The following is a 13,756-nucleotide window of genomic DNA, read 5'->3' as shown; positions in this document are numbered from 1 at the left end:
TAGCCGGCCATTCTACCTGGATTCGCGTTTGACGCCAAACCACTGATGATACCAACGGGGCATTAATTGTTCCCGTAGGGTGTAAACCTGCACGCTGCCCTGCTCTACCCTGATACTGATTTGTCCTGACTGGCCCGTATCCAGCCATGTAAAACCGGCTGTTCGATAGTTTTCCAGAACACTTTTCGCGGGCATACGCCATGCATTGTAGCGTGCGAGCGAGGCAATCGCGGTATGTCCGCCGGTTTTGCGCAGCAGCAATGAGGTCGACGAGGTACGGCTGCCGTGATGCGGTACCTGCAGAATATCCACCTTCAGCCCCTGCTTTTCCAGCGCCACCAACTGACGTTCCGCTTTCGCTTCAATATCGCCGGTTAACATCAGCCGGACCTGACCATCATCAACGATTACCACACAGGAATCGTTATTGTCACCCGGCAAAGGTGCCGTTAGCGGCCAGACTACCTGAAAGTGGAGTTGCCGCCAGCGCCACTGCGTGCCGCGTACGCAGGGTAAATGCGTTTTCTCTGCCAGCGCGCTTCTGACTTCTACCGCTGGCCAGCGTTGCGTAATCGCCTCCAGTCCGCCGGTATGATCGAGATGTTTATGACTCAGGATGATCTGTTTTAACCGTAACTGTTTGCGCTCCAGCCATGGAATGATTACCCGACTCCCCGCGTTATCGTTCTGCCAGCGCGGCCCTGTGTCATACATCACCGCCTCCTTGCCCTGACTGATCACCAGGCTTAATCCGTGCCCGATATCCAGCATATCGATGCGCCAGCCCGGCTCCTGATGGGACTGGCGACTCCATATCATCGCCAGCGCCAACACAAAGCTGCTCAATGGCAAAGAAAAGAAGAACTGCGCACGCCAGAGAATCAGACTTCCCCATACCATAATCGTAAACCAGGTTGTGCCACTCAGCGGCCACCATCCTGGCGGCAGTAAAGCCAGACAATGAAACAGTGCACGCACAGAAAGATCGGCCGCCCCCCAGAAGAAGCCCGATACAGGCGCTATCGGCAGCAGCAAAGCAAACGTTATCAATGGCATGGTAATGAACGAGATGACCGGAATTGCCACCAGATTTGCCAGCAGTGCGGTCAGGCTGATCCCGTTGAATATCGCTACCTGCAACGGCACCATTAAAATCATCATGCCCACCTGCAAATGCAGCAGTAGTACCGGAATCCATCGCTTTTGATGACGGAATCGTGCAGGCAAGGGAAACCAGTGGTACCAGACCAGCAGCATGCCTACAGCCAGTACCGAGAGCCAGAAACTGTCAGACAAAACGGTCAGCGGATCCGTCACCAGCAGCAATGCAATACAGAAGGTCCAGACCTGCCAGCTATTGAGCTGTACACCTGCAAACCGTGTTATTGCCCACAGCGTCAGGGCCAGCAATGCACGCGCTGCGGGAGGCTGTGCTCCTGAGAGCCAGGTATAGGTTGCAGCAAATAGCCAGCTTACGATAAGCGGAAGGAGATAGCCGATACGCCGGGCTGGCAGGATAAATTGCACCCCACGCGTAATGATCCAGCCGGTGCTGGCGGCCAGGGCGATATGCATGCCCGATATCGCCATTAAATGCGCAGTACCAGTATCCCGAAGTAACTGGCGAGTCTGCTGGCTCATTTCATCCCTGATGCCAAAGGAGAGTGCCTCCAGCGTGGCACGTGCAGGCATGGAGTGGGTCCTGTCGCGATGCCATAAAATAAATCGCCAGCGTCCATTACACTGTTCGCTAACGGCAACCTGATTAAGGATCCTGCCCTGGAGCGGCGTATTATTAGCCAGAGCAAAACGCTGCGCATCGAAATCGCCCTCATTGAGACGAGCATGGACTGGTCTCAAACGAAGTCGCATCGTCCAGCGTTGTCCCGGACAATAAGTTTCCGGATCAGTATCGAAATAAAGCCAGGCATAGCGGGGAGGGAATATCATTCTGCTCTCTTCTTCCAGCAGCCGAACCCGGATTTGCTTTCTCTCTTTCCGCAGTTCACTGATCTCAAGCGTAAAGGTGGCGGGACGTACGGAGAGCTGTTCAATATCCCGCACCATCAGACGGGCATCGTTAAAAGCCCATGCCAGCAACAGCAGCGTAATACCGGTCCAGCGAACGGATGGGTAACGGCAATGGAGCAGAGCGAGGCCCATCAGTACCAGCATCACCATCATCTTACCTGAGGGCAGTTGGGCCATCAGCAATAGCGGTAATGTTGCAACGATCACCAGTCGCGCCAGAACGGTCCATGTCAGCATAATCGTATCCATTGTTTCAGTTCGATTATTCTGGGCAATTGAGGTGAAACTAACAGGGAACAATCAGGCAGGCTGGAGCGACCTCACAAACAGAATGCGGCCTTGCAGTGTTGACGACTGTAATCTGGATATCAGTGCTCAGCCTGAATCGCAGGCAAAAAAAAACGACATCCGGAGATGTCGTTTATTGGGTTCGGTATCGGCTTAGCCGTAGATGTTTGCGCGATCGCGCAGCTCTTTGCCTGGCTTAAAGTGGGGAACGTATTTACCTTCCAGATCCACTTTGTCACCCGTTTTCGGGTTACGTCCAGTACGCGGAGCGCGATAGTGCAAAGAAAAGCTGCCGAATCCCCGGATTTCGATGCGCTCGCCCTGTGCCAGCGTAGTGGCCATGTGCTCAAGCATCTCTTTGACTGCATCCTCAACGACTTTCGCCGGTATATGAGTATGCTGTCCCGCCAGTCTTTCGATCAGTTCTGACTTGGTCATGTAACCTCCGGTTTATCCCTACAGGAATGTATGACAGCTTTTACCGAAACCGGGTGGTTGCCCACCCGGTGCTTCAGGTCGATTACTCGCCTTTAGCCGCTTTGAACGCTTCAGCCATAGCGCTAGAGAAATTGCCTTCTTCCTGTTTGGTGTTAACAGTATTGATAGCTTCTTTCTCATCAGCCTGGTCTTTCGCACGGACGGACAGGCTTACGACACGGTTTTTACGATCAACGCCAGTGAACTTAGCTTCAACGTCGTCGCCAACGTTCAGAACCAGAGTTGCATCTTCAATGCGGTCCAGTGAAGCTTCAGAAGCGCGCAGGTAACCCTCAACGCCGTCTGCTAATTCAACTGTAGCACCTTTAGCATCAACTGCAGTCACTTTACCGGTGACGATGGCACCTTTCTTGTTCAAAGTGATGTAGTTGTTGAACGGATCTTCTGCCAGCTGTTTAACGCCCAGAGAGATACGCTCGCGCTCTGCATCAACCTGCAGTACAACGGCAGCGATTTCGTCGCCTTTTTTGTACTCACGAACGGCTTCTTCGCCAGTCGCGTTCCAGGAGATGTCAGACAGGTGAACCAGACCGTCGATGCCGCCATCCAGGCCGATGAAGATACCGAAGTCAGTGATTGACTTGATTTTACCTTCAACACGATCGCCTTTGTTGTGCGTCTCAGCGAACAGCTGCCATGGGTTAGATTTACACTGCTTCAGACCCAGGGAGATACGACGACGCTCTTCGTCAATGTCCAGAACCATAACTTCAACAACATCGCCTACGTTAACAACTTTAGACGGATGGATGTTTTTGTTAGTCCAGTCCATTTCAGACACGTGTACCAGACCTTCAACGCCTTCTTCGATTTCCACGAAGCAGCCGTAATCAGTCAGGTTGGTAACACGACCGGTCAGGCGGGTGCCTTCCGGATAGCGTTTAGCGATAGCAACCCATGGATCTTCGCCCAGCTGCTTCAGACCCAGAGAAACACGGGTACGCTCGCGGTCGAACTTCAGCACCTTAACGGTGATTTCGTCGCCCACGTTAACGATTTCGCTTGGATGCTTAACGCGTTTCCATGCCATGTCAGTGATGTGCAGCAGGCCATCAACGCCGCCCAGATCAACGAATGCACCGTAGTCAGTGAGGTTCTTAACGATACCTTTAACTTCCATGCCTTCCTGCAGGTTTTCCAGCAGCTGATCGCGCTCTGCGCTGTTTTCGGATTCGATAACCGCACGACGTGAAACCACGACGTTGTTGCGTTTCTGATCCAGCTTGATCACTTTGAATTCAAGCTCTTTGCCTTCCAGGTGCAGCGTATCGCGCACCGGACGCACATCTACCAGTGAACCTGGCAGGAACGCACGGATACCGTTGAGCTCAACTGTGAAGCCGCCTTTAACTTTGCCGTTGATAACACCGGTAACAGTTTCAGCGTCTTCGTAAGCTTTCTCCAGCGTGATCCATGCTTCATGGCGCTTCGCTTTCTCACGGGACAGCAGGGTTTCACCGAAGCCGTCTTCCACTGCATCCAGAGCAACATCAACTTCGTCGCCTACCTGGATTTCCAGTTCGCCGGCTGCGTTCTTGAACTGCTCTGCAGGAATTGCAGATTCAGATTTCAGACCCGCATCAACCAGAACGACATCTTTGTCGATAGAAACGACGATGCCACGAACGATAGAACCCGGGCGGGTTTCGATTGTTTTTAAGGATTCTTCAAATAGTTGAGCAAAAGATTCAGTCATATTGATAATCTTCAGGATTCTTCAATTTAACGTCCATCTGACTTCATGTCGGATGGGGTTGTTTCACATGCCCGGCACCTGATCCATGGTACAGGGTGATAAATTCAGTTAAGCCGTAATACCCAGCTTCTCGCGGGCATAGTGTAGCGCTTTTTCGATGACTTGATCGATAGACATCTCGGTAGAGTCCAGAACCAGTGCATCGCCAGCGGCTACTAAAGGTGCGATTGCGCGGTTGCGATCGCGGTCGTCGCGTTCTTTTATCTCGGCTAAAAGGCGGTCAAAGTTAACATTAAAGCCATTGTCCTGCAACTGTAGCATACGGCGCTGAGCACGTTCTTCCGGACTGGCATCCAGGAAAATTTTCACTGGCGCCTCCGGGAAAACCACGGTGCCCATGTCTCGTCCATCAGCAATTAATCCCGGCAGCTCGCGGAAACCGCGCTGGCGGCGTAATAACGCTTCGCGCACCCGTGGAAACGCGGCAACACGTGACGCGGTGTTGCTGACCTCCTGAGTACGGATTTCACCGGTAACATCTTCACCTTCAAGGATGACCTGCATGTCACCATTTTGTGACACAAAGCGCACATCGAGGTGTGCAGCAATCGGCACAAGCGCTTCTTCAGATTCGATGTCGACCTGATGATGCAACGCGGCTAATGCCAGCACGCGATAAATAGCACCGGAGTCCAGCAGATGCCACTGCAGCGATTCTGCCATCGCTTTACACAGTGTTCCTTTTCCCGCTCCACTTGGCCCATCAATAGTTATGACCGGGGCAGTTACTGTCATTATTCCCTCCTGTTGCTGCGTGCTTCCTGACCTTTCGGTCACCATTAATGACTCGCATTATACGCTGCATAGCGCGGCTTGGTTACTGTTTCGCACTAACCGGGTTCGTAATTTTAGTTAATTCAGAGGATCGCTGGGCCGTTACAGCCAGATTAAATCCGGGGAGATCCGGTGCGGAACCGCACCGGAAGAGAGAGATATCAGGCGCTCTGGCTGATTTTAGCCAGCTGAACGAAGTAGTCCGGGAAGGTTTTAGCTGTACAGCCAGGATCAAGAATGGTCACTGGCGTATCTGACAGTGCTACCAGAGAAAAGCACATTGCCATACGGTGATCATTGTAGGTGCCAATATCAGCATGCTTTAGCGTCGCAGGTGGGGTAATACGGATGTAGTCATGACCCTCTTCGACTTCCGCGCCGACTTTACGCAGCTCTGTCGCCATTGCGCTCAATCGATCGGTCTCTTTTACCCGCCAGTTATAAATATTACGTAACTGGGTGGTGCCTTCTGCAAACAGCGCCGTGGTGGCAATGGTCATTGCAGCATCCGGGATATGGTTCATGTCCATATCAATGGCCTGCAGCTTTCCAGCCGTACAGGCAATGTAATCATCGCCCCATTCGATCGCAGCACCCATCTTTTCCAGCACGTCAGCAAACCGAATGTCACCCTGCATACTCTGGCGTCCGATACCGGTGACCCGGACCGTTCCGCCTTTTATGGCTGCAGCCGCCAGGAAATAAGAAGCGGAAGAGGCATCACCTTCCACCAGGTAATCGCCCGGTGACTGATACTGCTGCTGTCCCTTAATCAGGAAACGCTGATAGCTCTGATTCTCAACGTCGACGCCAAAGCACTGCATAAGATTGAGCGTAATGTCGATGTAAGGTTTGGAAACCAAATCACCTTTAATCGTGATGCAGGTATCCTGCTGCGCCAGCGGCGCGGTCATCAGCAGCGCCGTCAGGAACTGACTGGAAACACTGCCATCCACACTGACATCACCGCCGGTAAAACCACCGCGTAAACGCAGCGGCGGATAGTTTTCGTTTTCCAGGTACTCAATGGTTGCGCCACCCTGACGAAGCGCATCGACCAGATGCCCGATTGGACGCTCTTTCATGCGGGGTTCGCCGGTCAGTTCGATATCGTGCTCGCCCAGGCAAAGTGCTGCGGCCAATGGACGCATAGCGGTGCCGGCGTTGCCCAGAAACAGTGACAGCGGTTGAGATGCGTTCAGTGGTCCTGCATTCCCCGTGACTTCACACACGGTACGATCGTCTGAAAGCGTATAGCTTACGCCCAGCGCGGTCAGCGCATTCAGCATATGCTTTACATCGTCGCTGTCGAGCAGGTTGGTGAGACGGGTAGTGCCTTTAGCCAGCGCAGCCAGCAGCAATGCGCGATTAGAAACGCTCTTAGAACCTGGCAGGTTCACGGTGCCATCGACACGCGAAATGGGTTGGAGAGTCAGGGAGTCCTGCATGTGAAACGAAATCCTCAAAAATACAGAGACCTCGCCGTGTGACGAGGTCTGGCATCAGCATTAGTGCTGATATTTTAATAATCAGCCGTGGCGACGTTCAAAATCGACCATGAAATCGGTCAGCGCTTTCACACCTTCCAGCGGCATCGCATTATAGATAGAGGCGCGCATACCGCCTACTACACGATGTCCTTTAAGCGCATGCAATCCCGCCTTAAATGACTCTTCCAGGAACAGCGCATCCAGTGACGCATCCGCCAGCTGGAAAGGAATGTTCATGCGTGAACGGTTTTCTGTCGCCACATCATTACGGTAAAAACCACTGTGATCGATAACGCCATAAAGCAGGTCAGATTTTGCCTGATTAATACGATCAATTTCAGCGACACCGCCCTTCTCTTTCAGCCATTTAAATACCAGCCCCGACAGATACCATGCAAACGTCGGTGGGGTGTTAAACATCGAATCGTTATCGGCCAGTACTTTGTAATCGAGGATTGAAGGCACTGAGGCATGCGCCTGGCCCAGCAGATCTTCACGCACAACCACCAGCGTTAATCCGGCCGGGCCTACATTTTTCTGCGCACCCGCATAAATCACGCCATAACGACTCACATCGATCGGACGAGACAGAATGGTAGAGGAGAAATCAGCAACAACGGTTTTACTGCCGAAGTCAGGCTGTTCATCAATGGCGATGCCATCAATGGTTTCATTCGGGCAAAAATGCAGGTAAGCGGATGCCTCACTTACCGCCCATTCGCTCATCGGCAGGATAGCGCGTTTACCGTCGCGGGTTGTTTTGACATCCAGCGTGCGTGGGGAACAATACTTTTCCGCTTCTTTTATTGCGCTATGCGCCCAGTAGCCGCCATCAACATAGTCAGCAGTTGTCGCCTGACCCAGCAGATTACCGGGTACAGCAGCAAACTGCGCGCGTGCGCCGCCATGACAGAATAAAACTTTGTAATTGGCCGGTATTTTTAGCAGATCACGGAAGTCCTGCTCTGCTTCTTCAGCTACCTGAATAAACTCTTTACTGCGGTGACTGATCTCCATTACAGAGGTACCCAGACCGCGCCAGTTCGTCAGTTCCTGTTCTGCACGACGAAGGACTTCAACCGGTAGCATCGCCGGGCCAGAGCTAAAATTATAAACTTGCGTCATTTCCCCTCACCACTGTCATATCGAACGGTTATGAATAACCATTCGGTTTTATCACTGCATACTGATAGCTGCAATCATAAATCAGGGCGCGGTCACATTTTCTGAATATGCCTCGCCGGAGGTTATGTTACCAATGCAAACCAGCGCGGAATTTTGTGAGGCTTCATCCAGCACCATTAATCCACGTTTGGCCTGAGAGCCGATGTGATAAAAACTAAGCCCGTAAAAATGTCCCGCCCTGATAGCGGTCTGTAAGCAAAATCCGTATCATTGCGCGCTTTACGCACCCCATGACAACAGAGAGAGCGGCACTATGACGCAAACATTTATCCCGGGCAAAGATGCCGCACTGGAAGACTCCATTGCGCGTTTCCAGAACAAGCTGCAGGATCTCGGCTTTAACATTGAAGAAGCTTCCTGGCTGAATCCTGTTCCCCATGTCTGGTCAGTGCATATCCGCGACCGCGATTGCCCGCTCTGCTTTACCAACGGCAAGGGCGCCAGTAAAAAAGCTGCGCTGGCCTCTGCACTGGGCGAATATTTTGAGCGTCTCTCAACTAACTACTTTTTTGCTGACTTCTGGCTGGGCAAAAAGATCGCGAACGGCGACTTTGTTCACTATCCCAATGAAAAATGGTTCGCGTTACCTGAGGATGATTCCTTACCTGAAGGCATTCTGGATGCGCGCCTGAACGCGTTTTACGATCCCGACAATGCTCTGACGGCTTCCGGCCTGATTGATCTGCAGTCTGGCAATGCTGAGCGCGGTATCTGCGCCCTGCCGTTTACCCGCCAGTCGGATCAGCAAACGGTTTACATCCCGATGAATATCATCGGCAACCTCTATGTCTCAAATGGCATGTCCGCAGGTAACACCGCGAATGAAGCACGTGTTCAGGGCCTGTCCGAAGTGTTTGAGCGCTACATCAAGAACCGCATCATCGCGGAAGCAATCAGCCTGCCTGCGATTCCTGATGAGGTGATGCAGCGTTATCCGGAGGTGATCGAAGCGATTGCCCGCCTTGAAGCGGAAGGCTTCCCGATTTTCGCTTATGACGCCTCGCTGGGCGGTAAATATCCGGTGATTTGTGTGGTGCTGTTTAACCCGACCAACGGAACCTGTTTTGCCTCCTTTGGTGCCCACCCCGATTTTGGTGTGGCACTGGAACGAACTGTCACTGAGCTGCTGCAGGGCCGAAGCCTGAAAGATCTTGATGTGTTCACGCCACCGACTTTTGATGATGAAGAAGTCGCTGAACATGCCAATCTGGAGACCCATTTCATTGATTCAAGCGGTCTGATCTCATGGGATCTGTTTAAAGAAACAGCGGACTATCCCTTTGTTGACTGGTCATTTGCAGGCAGCACCGAGCAGGAATTCTCCACACTGATGGCCATCTTTGCCTCGGAAGATCAGGAAGTCTATATTGCTGACTACGAGCATCTGGGTGTCTATGCCTGCCGCATCATCGTACCGGGGATGTCTGATATCTACCCTGCCGAAGATCTCTTCCTGGCGAATAACAGCATGGGCGCTGGCATTCGTGAAACCCTGCTGGCCCTGCCTGAAAGCAACTGGAATCCGGAAGAGTATCTGGATCTGATTGGACAGCTTGATGATGAAGGTTTTGACGACTTCACTCGCGTTCGCGAACTGCTGGGTCTGGCAACCGGTAAAGACAACGGCTGGTACACACTGCGTGTTGGCGAATTAAAAGCGATGCTGGCGCTGGCGGGTGGCGATCTGGATCAGGCACTGATATGGACAGAGTGGACAATGGAGTTTAACAGCTCAATCTTTACGCCAGAGCGGGCTAACTACTATCGTTGCCTGCAGACTCTGCTGTTACTGGCAATGGAAGATGAGCGTGATCCGCTGCAGTATCATCACGCCTTCCTGCGTATGTACGGTGAAAGCGCGATGGAAGCAGCCTCAGCCGCCATCAGTGGTGAACATCCATTTAACGGCCTGCAGGCCGTTGATGATGAACTGCAGGCATTCCCGGCTCATCAGTCCCTGCTTGCTGCTTACGAAAAACTGCAGGCGGCTAAGCGTCTCTACTGGAAAAATGCGTAAGTTATAACGCGACTGATCCAAAAAGAGGATTAACATGGCACCGGCCTTTTCTGGTGCCATAATTTTCTGCCTTCCTTGTGGAACATTAGCTGTATTAAAATCCATTCAATTACATCAAACCATTTTAATTAACATATCAGCCATTAATTATTCATCAGGCAGGCCCTTCAAAAAGGTAAGTCTTTTTAAATTAAAAAAATTTTGCATTTTTAAAATTTATTTAACCAAATAATTTCAAACAGTTAGAGATTTATTTGGCTTTTCCTCTGCGATTTACAGGCTGCCACGTCGGCAAACATGATCCATATCAATTCCTGACCTATACTCCTTTGTTAGTATTTTTCCAGACAACTTCTGGAGTAAGTTAGTGTGAAAACTGACAACCCTTTTAATCTTTTATTACCAGCCGCAATGGCGAAAGTGGCCGAAGACGCCGGTATCTATAAAGCAACCAAACATCCCTTCACCACCTTCTTTCTGGCGATAAACGCTGGCGTATTTATCTCCATCGCATTCGTTTTTTATATTACAGCGACCACCGGCAGCGGCACGATGCCCTATGGCATAGCCAAACTGATTGGCGGTGTCTGTTTCTCACTCGGCCTGATGCTGGTCGTCGTGTGTGGCGCTGACCTCTTTACTTCTACTGTCTTAATCGTCGTCGCCAAAGCCAGTGGCCGCATCAGCTGGGGACAGCTGGCCCGCAACTGGATTAACGTTTACGCCGGTAACCTTGCAGGTGCCCTCTTCTTTGTCGCCCTGATGTGGTTTGCCGGACAGCATATGGTCGCGAATGGCGCCTGGGGATTGAATGTCCTGGAAACCGCCGATCACAAAATGCATCACACATTCATCGAAGCGGTTTGTCTGGGTACGCTGGCGAATTTGCTGGTCTGCCTCGCCGTCTGGATGAGTTACTCCGGCCGTACCCTGACCGATAAGCTGGTGGTAATGATTTTGCCTGTTGGCATGTTTGTCGCCAGCGGTTTCGAGCACAGCATCGCCAATATGTTTCTGATTCCTTATGCCATTGTCATTCGCGACTTCGCGGCACCTGAATTCTGGCAGGCTGCTGGCACCACGGCGGCACAGTTTCACTCGCTTACCGTGAGCAACTTTATTCTCGACAACCTGATTCCTGTGACCATTGGCAACATCATTGGCGGCGGCATTCTGGTTGGGTTGACCTACTGGGTTATCTATCTCCGTAAAGGTGACCAGGTCCATTAAACACATTTTGACGGCACAGGACGTTGACTGTGCCCGACCGTAAAGTCTCTTCATATAAGGCAGGTATATTATGACCGAACTTAATGCAAAACTGGCTTCAGCATGGGAAGGATTTGCTGAAGGCGAATGGCAGAATAGCGTCAATGTGCGCGACTTCATTCAGAAAAACTACACTCCTTATGAAGGTGATGAGTCGTTCCTGGCGGGCGCAACTGAAGCGACCACTAAACTGTGGGAAAGCGTGCTGGAAGGCATCAAAATTGAAAACCGCACCCACGCGCCAGTTGACTTCGACACCGACCTCGCCTCAACGATTACCTCGCACGACGCAGGCTACATCAATAAGTCGCTGGAAAAAATCGTTGGTCTGCAGACTGAGGCACCATTAAAACGCGCGCTGATTCCTTTTGGCGGCATCAAAATGGTCGAAGGTTCATGCAAAGTCTATGGCCGTGAACTCGATCCTTCACTGAAAAAAATCTTCACCGAATACCGTAAAACGCATAATCAGGGCGTGTTCGACGTTTACACCCCGGACATCATGCGCTGCCGTAAATCAGGTATCCTGACCGGTTTACCCGATGCCTATGGACGTGGCCGCATCATCGGTGACTATCGTCGCGTGGCTCTCTACGGCATCGATTTCCTGATGGCGGATAAATTCTCCCAGTTCGCCTCTCTGCAGAACGATTTAGAGAATGGCGTGAATCTGGAAGCGACCATTCGTCTGCGTGAAGAGATCTCGGATCAGCATCGTGCGCTGGCGCAGATTAAAGAGATGGCCGCAAAATATGGCCACGACATTTCGGGCCCGGCAACCAATGCCGTTGAAGCCGTACAGTGGACTTATTATGGCTACCTTGCTGCCGTTAAATCACAAAACGGTGCTGCCATGTCCTTTGGCCGCGTCTCAACCTTCCTGGATGTTTACATCGAGCGTGACCTTAAAGCCGGTAAACTGACTGAAGAACAGGCACAGGAACTGATTGACCATCTGGTCATGAAACTGCGTATGGTTCGCTTCCTGCGTACTCCTGAATATGATGAGCTGTTCTCAGGTGACCCAATCTGGGCAACCGAATCACTGGCAGGTATGGGCGTTGATGGCCGTACTCTGGTTTCAAAAAGTACCTTCCGCTTCCTGAATACCCTGTACACCATGGGTCCTTCACCTGAGCCGAACATGACCATTCTGTGGTCAGAAAAACTGCCAATTAATTTCAAAAAATATGCCGCTAAAGTCTCAATCGACACCTCATCTCTGCAGTATGAGAACGATGACCTGATGCGTCCTGATTTCGACAATGATGACTATGCCATCGCCTGCTGCGTCAGCCCAATGATTGTCGGCAAACAAATGCAGTTCTTTGGTGCACGTGCCAACCTGGCGAAAACCCTGCTCTACGCAATCAACGGCGGCGTGGATGAAAAACTGAAAATGCAGGTTGGACCGAAAGGCGACAAAATCAGCGATGATGTGCTGGACTTCGACACCGTCATGGAGCGTATGGATCACTTCATGGACTGGCTGGCAAAACAGTATGTGACTTCGCTGAACATCATTCACTACATGCATGATAAGTACAGCTACGAAGCCGCGCTGATGGCCCTGCATGACCGTGACGTCTATCGCACCATGGCGTGTGGTATCGCTGGTCTCTCCGTTGCTGCGGATTCACTGTCTGCGATTAAATATGCCAAAGTGAAACCGATTCGTGATGAAGATGGTCTGGCGATCGACTTCGACATCGAAGGTGAATATCCTCAGTTCGGTAACAACGACTCCCGCGTTGATGACCTGGCCTGCGATCTGGTTGAACGCTTCATGAAGAAAATTCAGCAGCTGACCACCTATCGTAATGCCGTGCCGACACAGTCTGTTCTGACCATCACCTCAAACGTGGTGTATGGTAAGAAAACCGGTAACACACCGGATGGACGTCGTGCTGGTGCACCGTTTGGACCCGGTGCTAACCCAATGCATGGCCGTGACCAGAAAGGTGCGGTGGCTTCACTGACTTCCGTCGCGAAACTGCCGTTTGCCTATGCGAAAGATGGCATCTCTTATACCTTCTCAATCGTGCCAAACGCGCTGGGTAAAGATGATAACGTGCGTAAAACTAACCTTGCCGGTCTGATGGATGGTTACTTCCATCATGAAGCGAGCATCGAAGGCGGTCAGCACCTTAACGTCAATGTCATGAACCGTGAAATGCTGCTGGACGCGATGGAGCATCCAGAGAAGTATCCGCAGCTGACCATCCGCGTTTCCGGTTATGCTGTGCGCTTTAACTCCCTGACTAAAGAGCAGCAGCAGGATGTGATTACCCGTACCTTCACACAGTCACTGTAATCACGGCTCAACCCGATATAAAAAGGCTCCTCGCGGAGCCTTTTCCTTAAAAGTCTGTTTTGTTGGTCATCTTTATCAAGGTTCCCACCAGAATCGATTTCCTGCCCTGAGCGCAACAGAGATTGCGCCGTCTG

9 protein-coding genes are annotated in these 13,756 nt (G+C 51.6%); 3 read left to right on the top strand and 6 right to left on the bottom strand.

Going from position 1 to position 13,756, the window contains the following annotated elements; translation table 11 throughout:
* Positions 1-12: 12 nt before the first annotated feature.
* The 6 genes from Q7C21_RS09440 to serC form a co-directional block, all read right to left on the bottom strand.
* The gene (locus tag Q7C21_RS09440; protein ID WP_375150644.1) at positions 13-2,268 is read right to left on the bottom strand and encodes a DNA internalization-related competence protein ComEC/Rec2; all 2,256 of its coding nucleotides are present in this window, start codon (positions 2,266-2,268) and stop codon (positions 13-15) included.
* 204 nt (positions 2,269-2,472) lie between these two features.
* On the bottom strand, positions 2,473-2,757 hold the full coding sequence (ihfB, locus tag Q7C21_RS09435; RefSeq protein ID WP_003849360.1) for an integration host factor subunit beta: 285 nt from the start codon (positions 2,755-2,757) through the stop codon (positions 2,473-2,475).
* Positions 2,758-2,839: 82 nt separating this feature from the next.
* Positions 2,840-4,513, bottom strand: coding sequence for a 30S ribosomal protein S1 (rpsA, locus tag Q7C21_RS09430; protein WP_003849352.1), 1,674 nt, complete (start codon positions 4,511-4,513; stop codon positions 2,840-2,842).
* Positions 4,514-4,621: 108 nt separating this feature from the next.
* Positions 4,622-5,308, bottom strand: coding sequence for a (d)CMP kinase (gene cmk, locus Q7C21_RS09425; protein WP_008925844.1), 687 nt, complete (start codon positions 5,306-5,308; stop codon positions 4,622-4,624).
* Positions 5,309-5,508: 200 nt separating this feature from the next.
* Positions 5,509-6,795: a 3-phosphoshikimate 1-carboxyvinyltransferase gene (gene aroA, locus Q7C21_RS09420; RefSeq protein WP_003849347.1), complete on the bottom strand. Its 1,287-nt coding sequence runs from the start codon at positions 6,793-6,795 to the stop codon at positions 5,509-5,511.
* Between the two features lie 81 nt (positions 6,796-6,876).
* Entirely contained in the window at positions 6,877-7,962 is a 1,086-nt protein-coding gene (gene serC, locus Q7C21_RS09415) for a 3-phosphoserine/phosphohydroxythreonine transaminase (RefSeq protein WP_003849345.1), read from the bottom strand.
* Positions 7,963-8,275: 313 nt separating this feature from the next.
* Here serC and ycaO point away from each other — a divergent pair, with 313 nt between their 5' ends.
* From ycaO to pflB, 3 genes are all read left to right on the top strand, one after another.
* Positions 8,276-10,039: a 30S ribosomal protein S12 methylthiotransferase accessory factor YcaO gene (ycaO, locus tag Q7C21_RS09410; protein WP_003849343.1), complete on the top strand. Its 1,764-nt coding sequence runs from the start codon at positions 8,276-8,278 to the stop codon at positions 10,037-10,039.
* A 369-nt stretch (positions 10,040-10,408) separates the two neighbouring features.
* Positions 10,409-11,269, top strand: a complete 861-nt coding sequence (focA, locus tag Q7C21_RS09405; protein ID WP_003849342.1) for a formate transporter FocA — start codon at positions 10,409-10,411, stop codon at positions 11,267-11,269.
* A 70-nt stretch (positions 11,270-11,339) separates the two neighbouring features.
* Complete coding sequence (gene pflB / locus Q7C21_RS09400) at positions 11,340-13,622, top strand: formate C-acetyltransferase (RefSeq protein WP_033761664.1); 2,283 nt, start codon at positions 11,340-11,342, stop codon at positions 13,620-13,622.
* Positions 13,623-13,756: the final 134 nt, after the last annotated feature.

It is taken from the genome of Pantoea sp. ANP04, assembly GCF_041982285.1.
In the GTDB taxonomy this organism is placed as follows: Bacteria; Pseudomonadota; Gammaproteobacteria; order Enterobacterales; family Enterobacteriaceae; genus Pantoea; species Pantoea eucalypti.
The sequence above is the reverse complement of the archived record's forward strand: the minus strand, read 5'-3'. Positions and strand labels throughout refer to the sequence as shown.

What these genes read in the sequence shown, in the direction of transcription:
- serC (WP_003849345.1), bottom strand. Translation starts at nt 7,962, where the DNA reads ATGACGCAAGTTTATAATTTTAGCTCTGGCCCGGCGATGCTACCGGTT.
- cmk (WP_008925844.1), bottom strand. Translation starts at nt 5,308, where the DNA reads ATGACAGTAACTGCCCCGGTCATAACTATTGATGGGCCAAGTGGAGCG.
- Q7C21_RS09440 (WP_375150644.1), bottom strand. Translation starts at nt 2,268, where the DNA reads ATGCTGACATGGACCGTTCTGGCGCGACTGGTGATCGTTGCAACATTA.
- pflB (WP_033761664.1), top strand. Translation starts at nt 11,340, where the DNA reads ATGACCGAACTTAATGCAAAACTGGCTTCAGCATGGGAAGGATTTGCT.
- ycaO (WP_003849343.1), top strand. Translation starts at nt 8,276, where the DNA reads ATGACGCAAACATTTATCCCGGGCAAAGATGCCGCACTGGAAGACTCC.
- aroA (WP_003849347.1), bottom strand. Translation starts at nt 6,795, where the DNA reads ATGCAGGACTCCCTGACTCTCCAACCCATTTCGCGTGTCGATGGCACC.
- ihfB (WP_003849360.1), bottom strand. Translation starts at nt 2,757, where the DNA reads ATGACCAAGTCAGAACTGATCGAAAGACTGGCGGGACAGCATACTCAT.
- rpsA (WP_003849352.1), bottom strand. Translation starts at nt 4,513, where the DNA reads ATGACTGAATCTTTTGCTCAACTATTTGAAGAATCCTTAAAAACAATC.